Source organism: Flavobacterium sp. HTF (assembly GCF_003105115.1).
In the GTDB taxonomy this organism is placed as follows: domain Bacteria; phylum Bacteroidota; class Bacteroidia; order Flavobacteriales; family Flavobacteriaceae; genus Flavobacterium.
This window is the reverse complement of the sequence record NZ_QETH01000014.1, coordinates 24829-45102: the sequence shown is the minus strand read 5'-3', so window position 1 is coordinate 45102 and position 20274 is coordinate 24829. Positions and strand designations below refer to the sequence as shown.

At 37.5% G+C, this 20274-nt stretch carries 10 protein-coding genes; all 10 read left to right on the top strand.

Going from position 1 to position 20274, the window contains the following annotated elements:
- The first annotated feature begins 28 nt into the window (after positions 1-28).
- Entirely contained in the window at positions 29-1693 is a 1665-nt protein-coding gene (locus tag DCO46_RS06550; protein WP_410503662.1) for a polysaccharide lyase, read from the top strand.
- A 146-nt stretch (positions 1694-1839) separates the two neighbouring features.
- Positions 1840-4938, top strand: a complete 3099-nt coding sequence (locus tag DCO46_RS06545; RefSeq protein WP_116751764.1) for a DUF6298 domain-containing protein — start codon at positions 1840-1842, stop codon at positions 4936-4938.
- 150 nt (positions 4939-5088) lie between these two features.
- On the top strand, positions 5089-6492 hold the full coding sequence (locus DCO46_RS06540; protein WP_116751785.1) for a glycoside hydrolase family 140 protein: 1404 nt from the start codon (positions 5089-5091) through the stop codon (positions 6490-6492).
- A 123-nt stretch (positions 6493-6615) separates the two neighbouring features.
- On the top strand, positions 6616-8184 hold the full coding sequence (locus tag DCO46_RS06535; protein ID WP_116751784.1) for a glycoside hydrolase family 28 protein: 1569 nt from the start codon (positions 6616-6618) through the stop codon (positions 8182-8184).
- A gap of 97 nt (positions 8185-8281) precedes the next feature.
- Positions 8282-9199, top strand: coding sequence for a glycoside hydrolase family 43 protein (locus tag DCO46_RS06530; RefSeq protein WP_116751763.1), 918 nt, complete (start codon positions 8282-8284; stop codon positions 9197-9199).
- A gap of 143 nt (positions 9200-9342) precedes the next feature.
- Complete coding sequence (locus DCO46_RS06525; RefSeq protein WP_116751762.1) at positions 9343-11208, top strand: six-hairpin glycosidase; 1866 nt, start codon at positions 9343-9345, stop codon at positions 11206-11208.
- A 117-nt stretch (positions 11209-11325) separates the two neighbouring features.
- Complete coding sequence (locus DCO46_RS06520; RefSeq protein WP_116751761.1) at positions 11326-14106, top strand: glycoside hydrolase family 78 protein; 2781 nt, start codon at positions 11326-11328, stop codon at positions 14104-14106.
- Between the two features lie 155 nt (positions 14107-14261).
- The gene (locus DCO46_RS06515) at positions 14262-15689 is read left to right on the top strand and encodes an acetylxylan esterase (RefSeq protein ID WP_116751760.1); all 1428 of its coding nucleotides are present in this window, start codon (positions 14262-14264) and stop codon (positions 15687-15689) included.
- A gap of 308 nt (positions 15690-15997) precedes the next feature.
- A complete protein-coding gene (locus tag DCO46_RS06510; protein WP_116751759.1) occupies positions 15998-18454 on the top strand; it encodes a glycosyl hydrolase family 95 catalytic domain-containing protein in 2457 nt (818 codons plus the stop codon).
- A 103-nt stretch (positions 18455-18557) separates the two neighbouring features.
- On the top strand, positions 18558-20126 hold the full coding sequence (locus DCO46_RS06505; protein WP_116751758.1) for an MGH1-like glycoside hydrolase domain-containing protein: 1569 nt from the start codon (positions 18558-18560) through the stop codon (positions 20124-20126).
- The last annotated feature ends 148 nt before the right edge of the window (positions 20127-20274 follow it).

Here is a 20274-nt window from a genome sequence, read left to right as displayed (position 1 = left end):
CCCCAACCACACTTTAAAAAGAACACTAATGGCCTTTTCATTTTGTTCGCTGGTTTCATCTGCGTATGCGCAATATCCCGTTATTCCAAAACCGGTACAGGAAAAAGCGGATGCTGTTTTAGCAGACGAAGAAAAAAGATTAAGCGAAATCTGGACAGCCAATTATAACACTATTCTGGAAGAAGCAAAACAAGGAAAACCTTATTTGCCCTGGGCTTCTTATCCAAAAGATTTTGTGCAGGCAGATATTCCTGCTTTCCCGGGTGCAGAAGGCGGTGGTGCCTATACACAAGGCGGGCGCGGCGGTAAAATATTTGTAGTAACCAGTTTAGAAGACAGCGGAAAAGGAACTTTTCGTGAAGCCTGCGAAGCCGTCGGAGCACGAACAATCGTCTTTAATGTTTCCGGAATTATTCAGCTAAAGAAAAGAATCAGCATGCGTGCACCCTACGTAACCATTGCAGGCCAAACTGCACCGGGTGACGGAATTTGTATTGCGGGCGAAACACTGGAAATTGATACACACGATGTTATTATCAGACACATGCGTTTCAGACGTGGTGCAACTGAAGTTACCAGAAGAGATGACGCTCTTGGCGGAAACCCGATGGGAAATATCATCGTAGACCACTGCTCCGTTAGTTGGGGATTAGACGAAAATATTTCACTTTACAGACATCAGTTTGCTGCTAATGAAAAATCAAAATTAGAAAAATTACCGGCTTGTAATATTACCATCCAAAATACGATTTCATCAGAAGGTTTAGATACATACAACCACGCATTCGGAAGTACGATTGGAGGATTGAACAGCACTTTTATGAGAAATTTGTGGGCAGATAATATTTCAAGAAATGCTTCTATCGGAATGTACGGCGATTTTAATTTTGTAAATAATGTAGTTTTTAACTGGTGGAACCGTACTTTAGATGGTGGTGATTACCGTTCAATGCTTAACATTATCAATAATTATTTCAAACCCGGACCAATAACGCCCGAAGATCAGCCAATTCGTTACAGAATTGTAAAACCGGAATCAGGATATATTCAGCCAAAACAATATGGCAGAGCCTATGTTTCGGGGAATTTCATGGTAGGTTCACCGGAAGTTACAGCAGATAACTGGAATGGCGGAATACAATTAGAAGATCAGACACCGGAAGTAACAAAATCATTTCTGGAAGCAATCAGACAGCCAAAACCTTTTTCAATGCCTTCCTTTAAAATTATGAAAGCAGAAGAAGCATATGAATTTGTATTGAATAATGTGGGAGCAACAATCCCGAAAAGAGATGCCGTTGACGAAAGAGTAATCAAACAGGTTCGTACCGGAAAAATTGAAGTTAAAGACGGATTGGAAAATGTAATCGGAAAAGAATTCATCAAAAGAAGACTTCCTGCTGATTCATACAAAAGAGGAATTATAACACATCCCGACCAGGTTGGAGGTTATCCGGTTTATAAAGGAAAAGCCTATAAAGATTCTGACAATGACGGAATTCCGGATGCATGGGAAAAGAAATTTGGTTTGAATCCAAATGATGCTTCTGATGCTAATAAAGATTCAAACGGAGACGGTTATACCAATATTGAGAAGTATTTTAATAATATAGATCCAAACAGTAAAACTGACTGGACAAAAATCGAAAATAATACAGACACGTTAGCGAAGTTGAAAACTTTGTTGCAATAATTCAAGATAAAGAATGTACCTAAAGGTTGTCATTCCGAGGAATGACAAAATTGTGGAAATGCTTAACTTAGAAAATTGAAAATATACTAAAATTGAATTTCATTAGACAAAATATAATCCCTTGCTTCAAAAACACATTATCTCTAATGTGTGTTTCTTTGTTTTTTAATGCAAGCATCACAGCCCAGAACAATTTCCCGGATATTGTAAAAACCAAAGAAGGAAAACTTTCCTATACCGCAGATAATGTAGGGAACAAGATTCCTGATTTTTCTTTTGCAGGATATATGGCATCAGAAAAAGCAATTCCGGATCTGGAAAACAAAATTTTCATTTCAAAACAAGAAGAAGACGCTACTAAAAGAATTCAGGCCGCAATTGATTATGTGGGTAATCTGAAAGCTGATAAAACAGGTTTTCGCGGCGCTGTTCTTTTAGATAAGGGAATTTTTAAAATCAACGGAACTCTATACATCAGAAAATCGGGAGTTGTCCTTCGCGGAAGCGGAAATACAGAAAACGGAACTATACTTTTAGGAACCGGACTGGAAAGAGAACCGTTAATTCGTGTTTTAGGAATCGATGATAAAAAAGAACTTGAAACCTTTGAATTACAAACCGCTTTTTCTCCTTTAGCAACACAAAAAATCCAGCTGAAAAATAGTTCAAAACTAAAAGTTTCAGACGAAATTATCATCAGCAGACCGCTGACAAATAATTGGATTAAAGAAATGAAAATGCAGGATTTCGGAGGAGAAACTTCCTGGATCGGATGGAAAAAAGGAGACTGGGATGTAAACTGGAACAGGGTTATAACCAATATCAACGGGAAAGAAATTACACTAAGCGCACCTCTGACCATGGCGTTAGAAAATGTTTACGGACCCGCAAAAGTGATTTTGTATTCCTGGACAGGTCGTATCGAACAAAACGGAATCGAAAATCTTTTAATAAAATCTACTTATAATACATCAAACCAAAAAGATGAAGAGCACAGATGGCAGGCAATAAGCATGGAAAATGCCAGAAATGCGTGGGTAAAGCAAGTTAATTTCAAACATTTTGCTGGCGGAGCCGTGGCTTTATTAAAAACAACACAGCAAATTACAGTTGAAGATTGTATTGCTACAGAACCGGTTTCTGAAATTGCCTCATTTAGAAGACATACTTTTTATACAGAAGGGCAGCAGACACTATTTCAGCGTTGTTATTCAGAATACGGATATCACGATTTTGCTGTTGGAGGATTTGGAACTGCGGGACCAAATGCCTTTGTGCAATGCGAATCTCATCTGCCATACAGCAACAGCGGAGCAATCGGAAGCTGGGTAACCGGAGTTTTATTTGATATCGTAAACATCGACGGGGCAGCATTAAGTTACAATAATAGAGAACAAGGCGGAAGAGGAGCAGGCTGGACAGCAGGAAACAGTGTATTCTGGGAATCTTCGGCATCAAAAATAGAATGTTACAGTCCGCCAACAGCTTTGAACTGGGCTTTTGGAGTTTGGGGACAATTTGCAGGAAACGGAATTTGGAAAGATGTAAACGGACACATTAATCCGCGTAGTTTATTTTATGCACAATTAGAAAACCGTTTAGGAAAACTTCCAACGCCTTCTTATATCTATGATTTAGGTTCAGAACCATCATCAAGCCCGAGTGTTGAAGTAGCCAAAGAACTGACTCAGAATTCGGTTAAAGTTGCAAAAACATTATCAGAATGGATTGCAGAAGTTTCAAAACAAAACCCAATCAATACAAATAATCTGAAGCTTAAAAATGCTGCCGATTTAAAGATTTCAGATGAAAATAAAACCACTGCTTCAGCTTCAAAAATAACAGTAGAAAATGGTTTGCTGACTTTTGACGGAAAATTAATTGCAGGAAAAGAAACCAATGTAGCCTGGTGGAGAGGAAGTCTTTTAGATAATGATGTAAAAAAATCAACACCGCACATTACACGTTTTGTTCCGGGAAGAACAGGAGTTGGACTAACAGATAAGATTGAAGAAACGGTCGGTTATCTAAGTTCAAACAACATTGTAGCCTTAGAACACAATTATGGTTTATGGTACGACAGAAGAATGGACGATCACGAACGTGTTCGCCGTATCGATGACGATGTCTGGCCTCCGTTTTACGAGCAGCCTTTCGCAAGAAGCGGACAGGATTTTGCCTGGGATCATTTAAGTAAATATGATTTAACGAAATTCAACGATTGGTATTGGAATCGTCTGGCTCGTTTTGCGAAATTAGCAGAACCAAATGGACAATTATTAATCAATCAGCAATATTTTCAGCATAATATTCTGGAAGCCGGAGCGCATTGGGCAAGTTCACCCTGGCGTTCAGCAAACAATATCAATAGTACCGGTTTTCCGGAACCACCGCCATATGCAGGAGACAAACGTATTTTTATGGCAGAACAATTTTATGATATAACCAATCCGCAGAGAAGAAAACTGCATCAGGGATTCATCAGAAAATCGTTGGAAAATTTTCAGGAAAACAGTAATGTAATTCAGCTAACAAGTGCCGAATATACAGGCCCGTTACACTTTATGGAATTTTGGCTGGATGAAGTCCAAAAATGGAAAGACGAAACAAGAAAAAAAGGACTTATTGGCTTAAGTGCAACTAAAGATGTTCAGGATGCAATTTTAAATGATGCAAAAAGAATAAAAACGGTTGATGTAATCGACATCAGATATTGGTATTATAAAGAAGACGGATCAGCATATGCACCTGAAGGCGGAGTAAATCTGGCACCACGTCAGCATGCGAGAAAACTAAAAACCGGAAAAGAAACAGACAATCAGGTATATCGTGCCATTAGCGAATACCGCCAGAAATACCCTGAAAAAGTAGTTTTATACTCTACAGACGGATCTTCAAGATTCGGATGGCCGGTTTTAATGGCCGGAGCTTCATTGCCGAATATTCCGAAAATTGAATTACCTCAGTTTTATACAGCGCTTTCAGAGGTGAAACCTGCAGAAGAAAATAAGTACACAGATAACCTTTGGATATTACAAAATAAAGGGAAAAGTTATCTTTTCTATATGAAAAACGATCAGGATGTTTCTATTGATTTAACCAGTTATAAAGGAACTTTTGAAGTGTATGCCATTAATGCAGCAACAGGAAGCATCAGTAAAAAAGCAAATATCAGCGGAGGAAAACAAGTAACCATTCCTCAAAGTGAAATAAAGGAAAAAGTGCTTTTTGTAGTGAAAAAATAAAAGAAAAGTTTGCCACGAATTACACAAATTATTTTTTAATAATCTACAAAATGTGCGTGAAAAAATTAAGCCAAAGCAAATAAAAATTAGTGAAAATTAGTGCAATTCGTGGCAACAACCAAAAAACATAAATTCAAAAAACAACTCAAAATGAATCTGAAAATTAAATATTTATACGCACTTTGTATAAGCTTTTTGTTGACAGCACAAAGCGGATTTTCGCAATCTGCAAAAACAAAAGGAACTCTGCCTCAAATCAAAGTTTCTAAAAATCAGCATTATTTTGTTACCGAAAACGAGAAACCATTTTTCTGGTTAGGAGACACAGGCTGGCTGACATTCGGAAAACTGGACAGAGCAGGCGTTGATAAATATTTTAAAGACAGAAAAGAAAAAGGATTCAATGTTGTTCAGGTAATGGTTTTACACAACATAAATGCAGTTAATGTGTATGGCGATGCAGCTTTAATAAATGATGATGTTTCCAAACCATTAATTACTGAAGGAAATGATTTTAAAAACCCACAGGAATACGATTATTGGGACCACGTAGATTATACTTTAGAAGTAGCCCGGAAAAACGGAATCTATCTGGCAATGGTTCCGGTTTGGGGAACAAACGTTTCAAAAGGAAATAAAGTAAGCAAGGAACAGGCAATATTATACGCTAAATTCTTAGCTGACAGATACAAAAACAAAACCAATGTAATCTGGTTAAACGGAGGAGACACACACGGAAATGAATTTCAGGATATCTGGAATGCAATCGGAAATACTTTAAAAACAAGTAATCCAAATCAGTTAGTGACTTTTCACCCCTTTGGGAGAACAGATTCTTCAGAGAATTTTCATAACGAAAAATGGCTGGATTTCAATATGTTTCAGTCAGGTCACAGAAGATACGATCAGGATTCAGTGAAAACGAATTTCAAAGAAGACAATTACAAATTCATCCTGAGAGATTTTGAATTAAAACCAACCAAGCCTTCGCTTGACGGAGAACCTTCCTACGAAGGAATTCCACACGGTTTGCACGATACTTTACAGCCAAAATGGACAGCAAACGATGTAAGACGTTATGGATATTGGTCGGTACTTTCAGGTGCGGCAGGTTACACATACGGACACAACGCTGTAATGCAAATGTTCAGAAAAGGCGATAAACCCGCTTACGGAAACAAAGAATTATGGACATCGGCAATCGATGCGCCAGGAGCAAAACAAATGGTTTACATTAAAAAATTAATGGAAGAAATTCCATTTTTAGAAGGAGTTCCAGATGTTTCCTTAGTTGTTAACCAGGGAGAAAAATACGATTATATTCCGGCCATAAAAGGAGAGAAATACGCTTTACTGTATACTTACAACGGAAGAATAATAGAAGTAAAACTAGGAAAAATTTCCGGAGATAAATTCGAAGCGATTTGGTACAATCCAAGAAATGGAAAGAAAACTAAAATCGGAATATTTGATAATAAAGGAACTCAAAATTTTCAACCAGCAGGAAAAAAAGAAGACGGTAATGACTGGGTTTTGATTTTGAACACAAAGTAACCACACAGTCTTGTCATCCTGACGAAGGAAGGATCACACTCGAAACTCGACAAAGATTGACAAATACCTTGCGAAGATTCCTCATCCCTCAGAATGACAATAATGAGAAAAAGTAACACAACTATGAAAAACATACTATTCATTCTCTGCTTCATAACCGGACTAAACACCACTTTCGCAAACGACTGCTGGCTGAATATCCTAAACGAAGGAGGAAACAACAAAGGAATAAAATGCACGGAAGCCATTCAGAATGCTATTGAAAAAGCAGCTAAAAATGGCGGAGGAACCATCTTTTTTCCTGCCGGAGAATATTTGACAGGATCATTAAAACTAAAAAGCAACATCACTATTCATTTAGATTCAGGAGCGCTTTTAAAATTTTCAGAGAATTTTGATGATTATCTGCCTTTTGTAGAAATGCGTTATGAAGGAATAATGATGAAAACATTTTCGCCCTTATTTTATGCAAAAGATGCCGAAAATATTACCATAAAAGGAAGAGGTGTAATAGACGGACAAGGAAAAGCATGGTGGAATGAAGTATATCGAATTGAATCGGCAAAAGGTCCAATTCCGGAGACTAAATATCAAAAAATGTGGGATGAGCAAAATCAGGGAATTGCTTATGAACCATATTATAAAAGAACGATGGACAAAAAGTTTTTCAGACCAGCTTTTTTCCAGGTTTTAAATTGTAAAAATATTTTAATTGAAGGCGTAACGTTTCAAAATTCCCCTTTCTGGACGATTAATCCGGAGTTTTGCGATAATGTAACGATAACCGGAATTTCAATTTTTAATCCGCACTCACCAAATACAGACGGTATTAATCCATCTTCGTGCAAAAATGTTCATATCTCAAATTGCCACATTAGCGTTGGAGACGACTGTATTACAATCAAATCAGGAAGAGATGCAGACGGCCGTAAATACGGAATTGCAACCGAAAATGTAACGATTACAAATTGTACGATGCTAAGCGGTCACGGCGGTGTTGTTATTGGAAGTGAAATGTCCGGCGGAATCAAGAAAATCACAATTTCCAACTGTGTTTTTGACGGAACAGACAGAGGAATCAGAATCAAATCGGCTCGCGGTCGTGGTGGTGTTGTAGAAGATATTCGTATAGATAATATCGTAATGAAAAACATCAAAGAAGAAGCTTTTGTATTGAGCCTTTTTTATGATAAAGACACCAAACAAGAGCCTGTAACTGAGAAAACTCCAATTTTCAGAAACATTCATATGAGTAATATTACCGGAACAAATGTCAACAAAGCCGGAGCGATTTTAGGAATAGCAGAAATGCCGGTTCAGAATATTTCGTTTTCAAATATAAACATAGAAGGCAAAGAAGGTTTTGAAGTAAATACAGCCACAGATGTTGAATTTCATGATGTAAAAGTAAATACATCGGTTGGGTCATCGTTTAAGATCTCAGATTCCAAAAACCTGATTTTAGACAATGTTGGTTCATCAACACCAATAAAAGGAGTTCCGGTTATCAGACTGAATAATGTTTCTAATACTTTGATCAACAATAATTTTCCGTTTAATGCAACCGATATTTTTATTGAAGCAGATGGAAAAGAAACGAAAAATGTATTTGTTAAAAACAATGTTTTTAACAATGTAACGACAGCAGTTAAAAAAGGAAAAGATCTGGATAAAAAAGCAATTACAGAATAGTGCGTTCCTGCAAGGTTTTCAAAACCTTGTAGGTATTTCAATACGCACAAACTATACCTACGAGGTTTTAAAAACCTCGCAGGAGAAAAAATAAGACATGAAAAAAATATTCATCATCATAACCCTTTCCCTTTTTGCGATTAGTTATTCGCAGAAAAAGAAAGACTTGTATCTTTTTACCTCGTTCCGCGAACCGGCAACAGAAGGTTTATATCTCGCGTACAGCGAAGACGGTTACAACTGGAAGGGTCTTGAAGGCTCGTTCTTAAAACCGGAAATCGGTGCCAGCAAAATTATGCGTGACCCGTCCATTATAAAAGGAACTGACGGAACCTATCACATGGTCTGGACAACAGACTGGAAAGGCGGCAACGGTTTTGGATACGCCAGTTCAAAAGATTTGATTCACTGGTCAAAACAGGAATATATTTCAGTAATGAAAAATGAACCTGAAGTGGTAAACGTCTGGGCACCCGAAATTTTTTATGACGATGTTAAAAAAGAATACATCATTATCTGGGCATCTACGATTCCGTTTCGATTTGAAAAGGGAGTGGAAGAAGAGAAAAACAATCACAGAATGTATTATGTGACGACGAAAGATTTTAAAACGTTTTCAGATACGAAATTATATTACGATCCCGGCTTTAGTGTGATTGATTGTGTGATTGTAAAAAAAGCAAAGAAGGACTATGTTTTGGTTTTGAAAGACAATACAAGACCAATGCGAAACATAAAAGTAGCTTTCGGAAAAACGCCTTTAGGTCCGTTTAAAAACAGTTCTGAACCTTTAACCGAATATTTGTCTGAAGGACCAACGGTGGTAAAAGTGGGTAAAAACTGGCTGTTGTATTATGATAATTACGGCTCAAAAAATTATAAAGCTTTAAGCACTTCAGATTTTGTTCATTTTGAAGATGTTTCTTCAAAAATAAAACTTCCGGAAGGACACAAACACGGAACGATTACAACAATTTCAGAGGAGGTTTTAAAGGGATTAATTGAAAGAAAATAAAAGATAATGCTACAGATTTAAAGGATTTTTTAAATTTTTTAATCTATGGCAGAAAAGTAAATAATCAGCCAAATCAGCTAAATCTGCGTGAGTAATTATTAGTACGCAGATTTAGCAGATCAGGCAGATAAAAATAAAACACAATGATTACTTTCCAAAACATCAAAACCAACATCATAACCACTGCCACAATTTTATTGATTGGTATGGTTGTAAATGCACAAAATGACACTGTGCGTTATGTTGGTAAAACACTTTCGAATGTAGATTACCATCACGGGCAGTTAAGTCCGGCAGTTGGAGTTCACGCGACACAGATCATGCGAGCAAGCCGTGAACATCCTGAAAAAGCAGATGGTTTTGGATGGACGTACAATCACCAGCCGATGATGGCGTACTGGAATAACACCTTTTATCTGCATTATTTAAGTGCCCCTTCAGGAGAACATATTCCGCCAAGCCAGACTTTATTAATGACTTCCAAAGACGGTGTAACCTGGACAAAACCGGAAGTAATTTTTCCAATTTACCGTATTCCTGACGGATGGAAAAAAGAAGGAGTTGAAGGAGTTGCCAAAAACTTAGATGCGATTATGCACCAAAGAATGGGATTCTATACTTCAAAAGACAAACGCCTTTTTGCTTTAGCATATTACGGAATAGCAATGGATGAAAAAGACGATCCAAATGATGGAAAAGGAATCGGACGTGTCATTCGCGAAATCAGAAAAGACGGAAGTTTTGGTGAAATTTATTTCATCAGATATAATAAAACCTGGGATAAATCGAAATCAAACTTTCCTTTTTATACCACATCAAAAGATAAAGGATTAAAAAAAGCCTGCGAAGAAATCTTATCAGAACCATTAGTTTTACAGCAATGGGTGGAAGAAGCAGATCGCGACGATGAGTTAATTCCGTTACAAAAACCATATAAAGCCTTTAGTTATTATCATTTGCCAAACGGAAACGTGGTTGGTTTATGGAAACATGCCTTGACTTCTATCAGCAGAGATGGCGGAAAGTCGTGGGATTATATGCCATTGCGTGCGCCGGGATTTGTAAACAGCAATGCTAAAATCTGGGGACAAAAAACATCAGATAATCGTTATGCCACGCTTTATAATCCGTCAGAATATCGTTGGCCTTTGGCAATTTCGACAAGTGATGATGGTTTAAATTATAAAGATTTATTGTTGGTTCACGGAGAAGTAAGTCCGATGCGCTATGGCGGGAACTACAAATCTGCAGGTCCGCAATATGTACGTGGAATCACTGAAAAAGACGGAACTCCGCCAGACGGAAAAATCTGGGTGGGCTACAGCATGAATAAAGAAGATATCTGGGTGGCTTCGATTCCGGTTCCGGTAACTTCGGTTGTGACGGAAGATGTAAATGATATTTTTAATACACTTCCAAATGGAGACGAGCTGAAATTTTGGAATACATACGACCTTTCATGGGCATCAACAAAAATTGAGAAAAAATCGGATGGCAAAAAATGGCTGACTTTAAGAGACCAGGACGCTTTTGATTATTCCCGTGCCGAAAGAGTAATTCCGTTTGCAGCAAAAATGGAAGCCGTTTTTACTGTAATGCCTGAACAAAACAATCATGGTTTATTGCAAATTGAATTTCAAAACAAACAAGGTTTGCCTTCAGTAAGACTGGTTTTTGACAGCGACGGGCAATTAAAAGTAAAAACAGGGGCACGTTTTAATACAATCGCAAAATACGAAGCCAATAAAACATATAAAGTTGCTGTAAAGTTAGATGCTAAAAATCGTTCGTATACGGTAAAAGTAAACGACGAAAAAGAAGCAACCAAAATATTTTATGCGCCAACAGATGGATTTGAGCGAATTATGTTCCGCACAGGAGAACAAAGACATTCACCTGATGCAGATACAGAACCAGATACAGAAGATTACGATGACCTGCCTCAAACCGGAAAATTAATCCCGGAAGCAGTATTCAATATTGAATCGTTGATTACGAAAAAGTTGTAAAATACAAAACGCGGATTAAACAGATTTGCTATCGCGAAAACACAGATTTGCACAGATTTTATATTTTTAAACAGAAAAAAATCAGTTTCATCAGCGTTCAAATTTTAAAAGCAAGAAATGAAGAATTTCAAAAACATATTATTAGGATTTAGCTTTTTAATCACGTTCATTTCAAATGGACAAATTTTGCCTGTGCATCTAACCACAGAAATGGCAGAAAATCCATTAGCTGTTATCCAAAATCAACCGGGGTTAAGCTGGCAGCTGGTTTCAAAAGAGACAAATGTATCGCAGAATGCGTATCAGATTTTAGTTTCTTCTTCTCAGGAAAAACTTAAAAAAAATGATGCAGATGTATGGAACAGCGGAAAAGTAATTTCAAACAAAAACCTTCAAATTACGTACAGCGGGAATCCGCTAAAAAAAGAAACCAAATATTTCTGGAAAGTAAAAGTCTGGAATCAGCATAATAAAGAATCGAAGTGGAGTACCATCGCCTCGTTTCGAATTGCACCTTTAGAATCAGATTTAAATCCAATTTGGATCGGTGCAATTACAAAAGCCAACAGCCATTTGCCGGAAGGCCGAAATTATCATTCTGCAACTTACAAAAGAGAGAAAAAAGATGCTCTGATCAATGCTTCAGATTCTTTGTCACGCAGAAGCATTATGTTGCGAAAACCTTTCGAAGTAAAAAAAGAAATCAAAGAAGCAGTTGTTTACATTTCAGGTTTAGGCCATTATGAACTTACTATTAACGGAAAGAAAATTGGCAACAGCGAATTTGCGCCTTTGTGGACAGACTATGATAAAACCGTTAATTACAATACATATGAATTAACTTCGAATCAGTTACAAAACGGAGAAAATGTGATTGGGGTTTTGTTAGGAAACGGAATGTACAATACATTGGCCGAAAGATATACCAAATTCTTTGTGAGTTTTGGCCCGCCGACTTTATTCTTCAAAATGAAAATTACGTACAAAGATGGTTCAGAAGAAAATATAAAGTCTGATGAAAGCTGGAAATACAGCAAAAGTCCGATTACGTACAACAGCATTTTTGGAGGAGAAGATTACAATGCCAATTTAGAACAGAAAGGCTGGAATAATAAAGGGTTTAACGATTCAGACTGGAAAAAAGTGGTAATTCAGGAAGCGCCAAAAGGAACTCTGAGAGCACAGACAGCCCCCCCGGTTACGATTCAGAAAAAATTTGAAGTAAAAGAAGTCAAACAGCCAAAGCCAGAAATCTATGTTTTCAATATGGGACAAAACCTTTCCGGATTTCCAACCATAAAAGTAAAAGGAAAAAAAGGGCAGACGGTTCGTGTTTGGGTTGGCGAAGGTTTAAACGATGACGGAACTATAGGACAGGGAAGATCCGGGAAGCCATACTATTATGATTATACTTTAAAAGGTGAAGGAATAGAAGAATGGCAGCCGAAATTTAGTTATTACGGATTTCAGTACATTCAGATCGAGAACATCAATTATAAAGAAACAAAGAATGAAAATCTGCCGACAATTGTAGGTTTAAAATCAAATTTCATTTATAATTCGGCAGGAGAAGCGGGAAATTTTAAATCGTCAAACGAGATTTTCAACAAAACCCACGAACTGATTAATAATTCCATAAAAAGTAATTTTCAAAGCGTTTTCACCGATTGTCCCCAAAGGGAAAAATTGGGCTGGCTTGAGGAAATACATCTGAATGGACCCGGATTAATGTTCAATTATAATTTACAAAGTTATATTCCGGCTACAATGCAGAACATTTCAGATTCACAAAGAGATAACGGCCTGATTCCGACAATTGTTCCCGAATACATCGTTTTTGGAGGAGATTTTACCGATTCTCCGGAATGGGGCGTTACAGGTGTAATCCTGCCGTGGATGTATTATGAATATTATGGAGATGCCTCACTTATAGAGAAATATTATCCGGTAATGAAGCGATATGTTGATTATTTAGAAAGCACATCAAAGAACCATATTGTTTCGCACGGACTAGGCGACTGGTATGATTACGGAACGCATGCCGCAGGATATTCTAAAAACAGTCCGATTGCGCTTTCGGCAACTTCCCATTTTTATTATGGAGCAAGTTTGGTAGCAAAAGCGTCAAAATTATTGAATAAAAAAGAAGACATTGAGAAATACGAGACTCTGGCTTCAGAAATTAAAAAGGCTTTCAACAAGGAATTTTTCAATACAGAAACCAGGCAATACGGAACAAGCAGTCAGTTTAGCAATGCTGTTCCAGTTTTTATGGATATAGTAGAACCGCAGTACAAGGAAGCCGTAATGCAGAATTTAATGGCAGACATCAAAGCAAAAGGCGACCGGTTAACAACGGGTGATGTTGGAAATCGCTATTTGTTTCAGGCTCTGGCCAGAAATGGAGAAAACGAAACGATGTATAAAATAAACAATCATTATGATGCGCCGGGTTACGGTTTTCAGATAAAATTTGGATTGACCACTTTGACAGAACAATGGGATCCGGGAAAAGGAAATTCGTGGAATCATTTTATGATGGGGCAAATTGAAGAATGGTTTTATCAGAGTCTGGCCGGAATAGTAGCTGATTCTGAGCAGCCGGGATTCAAACATTTCTTTATTCAGCCTGAAGTAGTGGGCGATATGACTTTCGCAGAAGCGGATTATCAATCGGTTTATGGAAAAATAGTTTCGTCATGGGAAAAGAAAGAGGGAAAATTTATCCTGAAAGTTGAAATTCCCGCGAATACAACAGCAACGATAAAACTGCCAGTTTCTAAAAATTCAGAAATAAAGATTGATAAAAAAGTGGTACGTACAATTTTTAATGAAAAAGATAAAAAGCCGACTTTAGAACTGGGGTCTGGAAATTATACTATAGAATGCAAAATATAGAACGCGGATCACACGGATTCGCTAACGCGAAGACGCAGATTTGCGCGGATTTTTTTTTGCTTTATCAGATTAAACATTTAAAAAAATCCGTTTTTATCCGCGTCTTTACAAAGTAAATCCGTGTCATCAGCGTCTAAAATCTCAACAATATAAAAATGAAGAATCTCAAAAAAATAATATTTACAATTGCAGTTTCCATTTTTGCTTTGACGTTTTCAAACGCGCAAAGCACATCTGATACTAATTTTAGAAAACCTGTATCAGAGACTTTAAAGAAAATAGAAACTGTTTTTAACGTAACCATCAACGATGACAGAGGTTTATTAAAAGGAAAAGAACTCGATTATGCCGACTGGAGAATTGAACCCGGAAACCTTGCTGTTTCGTTGACCAATATTTTAGCTCCATTCGAATTGATGTATTTCAAACAGCCGGACGGAACATTTATCATTCGTAAATATGAAAACCATAAAGTTTCTGTAGATAAAGGAAAAGAACGCTTGTTTTACTTAGAAAGCCTTTATTCGACCGAAGCAGATTGGGAGAAACGCAAAAAGGAGTTAAAAGCATGTATGATAACCTCATTTGGTTTAGACAAGGCTCCCCCAAGGCCTAAATCTAAGCCACTTTTAACTCCTAAAAGAATATACAAAGATTACAGTGTTGAGAATATTGCATTAGAAATATTGCCGGGTGTTTATGCAACGGGTTCGATTTACAAACCTTATCCATTAAACAAAAAAGCAGCAGTTATCTTAACTCCTGACGGACATTTTGGGGATGGACGATATAGAAAAGACGAGCAGTATCGTTGTGCGATTTTGGCAAAAATGGGAGCAATGGTAGTAAGTTACGATTTGTTTGCCTGGGGAGAATCACTGCTTCAGTTTCCGGAAGAAACACATAGAAACAGTATAGCCTCAACGGTTCAGGTTTTAACCGGAATACGTTTATTAGATTATTTGGCAACGGTAAAAAATGCAGATATGTCACGAGTTGGGGTTACAGGAGGTTCAGGCGGAGGTTCGCATACCATGTTTTTGGGAGCTATAGACGACAGGGTAAAAGTGACCGCTCCGGTTGTGATGGTGTCTTCGCATTTTTCAGGCGGATGTCCTTGCGAGAGCGGACGCGGAATACACTTATGCGGAAACGGAACAAACAACGCTGAGGTTTCAGCGATGATGGCACCAAAACCACAATTAATTGTTTCTGATGGAAAAGACTGGACACTGGCGGTTCCGGAACTGGAATTTCCTTTTATCCAAAGAACGTATGAATTGTACGGAAAGAAAGATTTGGTAGAAAATGCTCATTTTGCAAAAGAAGGACATGATTTCGGAGTTTCAAAACGTATGGCTTTATATCCATTTATGGCAAAATATTTAGATTTAGATTTGAATAAAGTAAAGAATGAGAAAGGGGAAATCGACGAGTCGGCTTGTGTAATCGAACCAAAAGAAAAGCTGTTTGTCTTTGGAGATAAAGGAGAAAAACTTCCTGCAAATGCTCTGAAAGACATCAACAAATTATATGAAATGTTCGGAGAAAAAAATCTGAAAGTTTATGAGGTTAAGAAGTAAAATTTGGGCGTGACCCAATTTGAAAAAGGGGGCAATCTAGAAACCGCTCAATTCGCCCACTTTCCCAAATCGGGTCGGGCTATCCGCGCTACTTCGGTAGCCAGCTTCTATCCCTCACGCGCTCGTAATGAAAGACGACACTGTCGCATTAAAATTAACAATACCTGCAAGGTTTTGTAAACCTGCAGGTATTCGTCAAATTTCAAAACAAATGTTTTTGTGCTAATTTGTGACCCGAACGATAGTGAATAGGCGAAGCAAATTTGTGGTTAAAAAATAAGTTGGGTTTTGCCCAAAAAGTATAAAATATGAAGTTTAAAAATAAAATAATTGCTTTTCTAGGAATTTCGCTGTTTGTTTTACAAAGCACAACAGCTCAAAACGACCTGAAATTATGGTACGATAAACCTGCTGCAATCTGGAACGAAGCTTTGCCTTTGGGCAACGGACGTTTGGGCGCAATGGTTTTTGGCGATCCGGCAGTAGAACGTTTGCAATTGAACGAAGAAACGATTTGGGCAGGTTCTCCAAACAGCAATGCACATTCCAAATCTATTAAAGCACTTCCGGTTGTTCGTCAGTTAATTTTTGACGGAAAATTTGATGAAGCGCAGGATCTGGCTACACAGGATATCATGTCTCAGACCAATGACGGAATGCCGTATCAGACCTTTGGAAGCGTTTATATTTCTTTCGCCGGACATCAAAAATATACTGATTATTACAGAGATTTAGACATCAGCAATGCGACGGCAAAAGTTAAATACAAAGTAAACGGAGTTGAATTTACCAGAGAAATTCTAACCGCATTTTCAGATCAGGTTATTGTGGTAAAACTTTCTGCGAGTCAGCCGGGACAAATTACCTGTAATGTTTTTATGAACAGTCCGATTGATAAAACGGTGGCTTCAACAGAAGGAAACCAAATTATACTTTCGGGGTTGGGAACCAATTTTGAAGGCGTAAAAGGAAAAGTAAAATTTCAGGGAAGATTAACCGCTAAAAATAAGGGTGGGGAAATTGACGCAAGTAACGGATTTTTAAGCATTAACAAAGCCGATGAAGTAATTTTATATATTTCGATTGCTACTAATTTTAAAAATTATAAGGACATATCTGGGGATGAAATTGCAAAAAGCAAAGAATATCTGGCTAAAGCCGAAGTAAAAGATTTTGAAACAATAAAGAAAGCCCACGTCGATTATTACCAAAAATTCTTCAACAGAGTTTCTTTGGATTTAGGTTCAAATGATTTGGCAAAGAAACCAACAAATGAGAGAATCAGAGATTTTTCAAAACAATTTGATCCGCAGTTGGCCGCTTTATATTTTCAATTCGGTAGATATCTTTTAATATCGAGTTCTCAGCCGGGCGGACAGCCAGCGAATTTACAGGGAATCTGGAACGATATGGTGACTCCGCCCTGGGATAGTAAATACACCACAAATATCAATGCCGAAATGAATTACTGGCCGGCACAAGTAACCAATTTGCAGGAAATGCACGAACCTTTTGTGCAAATGGCAAAAGAGTTAGCTGTGTCAGGAGCAGAAACGGCCAAAATAATGTACAATGCCAGCGGTTGGGTTTTACATCACAACACCGATATCTGGCGTGTCACCGCTCCGGTAGATTCTGCTGCTTCGGGAATGTGGCCAACAGGCGGTGCCTGGGTTTGTCAGGATTTGTGGGAAAGATATTTGTATACCGGAGATAAAAAATATTTAACAGAAATTTATCCGATCATGAAAGGAGCGGCTGATTTCTTTCTTGACTTTATGGTGATAGATCCTAATACGAAATATTTAGTAGTAGTTCCGTCAAGTTCACCTGAGAATACACACGCAGGCGGAACCGGAAAATCGACAATTGCTTCCGGAACAACAATGGATAATCAATTGATTTTTGATTTGTTTACCCATGTTGTTGAAGCTTCGGCATTGGTTTCGCCAGATGCTGCTTATGTGAAAAAAGTGAGTGATGCTTTGGCAAAAATGCCTCCAATGAAAATTGGAAAACACAATCAATTACAGGAATGGCAGGACGATTGGGACAATCCGAAAGACAATCACCGACATGTTTCGCATTTGTATGGCTTGTATCCGAGTAATCAGATTTCGCCAATTAAAACGCCTGAATTATTTGAAGCAGCCAAACAATCGTTGATTTACAGAACAGACGAATCTACAGGCTGGTCAATGGGGTGGAAAGTGAATTTATGGGCCAGATTATTAGACGGAAATCATGCTTATAAATTGATTCAGGATCAATTGCATTTGGTAACAGCTGAGCAAAGAAAAGGCGGAGGAACGTATCCGAATATGTTAGATGCACATCAGCCTTTTCAAATTGATGGTAACTTTGGATGCACGGCCGGTTTTGCCGAAATGCTGATGCAGAGCCAGGAAGATGCCATTCATTTATTACCGGCTTTACCAGACGTTTGGAAAGACGGAAGCATAAAAGGATTGGTTGCCAGAGGCGGATTTGTAATTGACATGACCTGGAAAAACAATAAAGTTTCAGAATTGAAAATTTATTCGAAAATAGGAGGAAACTGTAGATTGAAAGTAGAAAACACTTTAAAAGGATCTTCGATTAAAAAAGCAAAAGCAAAAAATCCAAATCCTTTGTTTTATGATGTTGAAGTAAAGAAACCGATTATTTCTAAAGAAGCAAAATTGCCTAAAGTACAATTGCCAAATTATACTATTTACGATGTGAATATGAAAGCAGGTCAGACCTATACTTTTATTGGGAATTAAAAAATATTTTAAAACCATATAAGCAATATAAGAAAATGTAAAGTAAAACTTAATTGAACTTATATTGCTTATATGGTTTAACTTTAAAAAAGATGTATTTTAAATGTTGACAAATTTCAAACATAAAATAATAATACTTTCAATAGTAATCGCTTGTATAAACAGCGGTTGCAAATCGGGTGCGGGGCATTCTCAAAAAGGAAAAGCGGTTATTTTAAAAGAAAAAAACTTCAAACATTATGTTGATTATTTCAACACCATGGAAGATGAAAATTTGAAATTTGCGATTCCAAATGACAGTGCGTGGACCTGGATGGAAAAGAATATTCCGTTGTTTGAATGTCCGCAGCAGAATTTTGAGGAAATCTATTATTTCAGATGGTGGAGTGTGAGAAAACATATTAAGAAAACACCGCAGGGATTTGCGATTACGGAGTTTTTGGTAGATCGTTCGTATGCCGATAAATATAATATGATCAGTTGTGCTTTGGGACATCATATTAATGAATTCAGATGGGTTCATGATCCGCAATATATCGAGCAGGACGTTCATTTATGGTTTAGAGGAAATGACGGAAAGCCAATGAAAAAGCTTAGAACCTTTAGCAGCTGGACGGCAGATGCTTTATACAATCGCTATTTGGTGAATAAAGACGATAAGTTTTTACTGGATATGTACCCTGATTTAGTTTCAGAATATGCAGCCTGGGAAGGCGACAGAAAACGTAAGGACGGTTTGTTCTGGCAGTTTGATGTAAAAGACGGAATGGAAGAATCGTTAAGCGGTGCAAGAAAATTTAGAAATGCACGCCCAACGATTAACAGTTATATGTTTGGAAATGCAAAAGCTTTGGCGAAAATGGCAAAGATGAAAGGCGATTCGAATCAGGAAAGTTATTTTTCGGCAAAAGCAGATACACTTCAAAAATTGGTTGAAACCAAATTATGGAACCCAAAAAGCGAGTTTTTTGAGACCTTTACAGAAAAAGATACATTAGCTCAGGTTAGGGAAGCCATCGGATTTATTCCGTGGTATTTTAATCTGCCGGAACAAAATAAAGGTTTTGAAAAAGCCTGGGAACAGATTAAAGACGAAAAAGGATTTTCGGCACCGTTTGGATTGACAACGGCAGAAAGAAGAAGCCCGCGTTTTAGAACACACGGAACAGGAACCTGCGAATGGGATGGTGCCATCTGGCCATTTGCAAGCTCGCAGACATTAACAGCTTTAGCCAATGTTTTGAATAATTACAATCAGAACTATGTAGCGAAAACAGATTATTTCAAGCAAATGGATTTGTACGTCCAATCGCAATATTACAGAGGTAAACCCTATTTAGGAGAATATTTAGACGAAACAACCGGATATTGGTTAATGGGAGACAGAGAAAGAAGCCGTTATTATAACCATTCGACTTTTAATGATTTGATGATAACCGGTTTGGTTGGTCTTCGCCCGAGAGCCGATGAAAAAATCGAAGTGAATCCGTTGATTCCACAAGAAAAATGGGATTGGTTTTGTCTCGATAATGTTTTATACCACGGTAATATCATTACGATTCTTTGGGATAAAACAGGAGAAAAATATAAAAAGGGAAAAGGTTTCAGGATCTTTAAAAACGGAAAAGAAATTGCGGTTTCTGAGAAATTGGAGAGAGTGATTTCGGAATAATTGGTTTCTCGCAGATTGGGCAGTTTGTCATCCTGAGGAACGAAGCATCACACTAGTGGCTCGACAAAGATTGGCGATTTTTGACAAAGGAAAATAAAATTTACTCTCGCAGATTTTGCAGATTTTTAAATAAAAAATAATCCGCTGT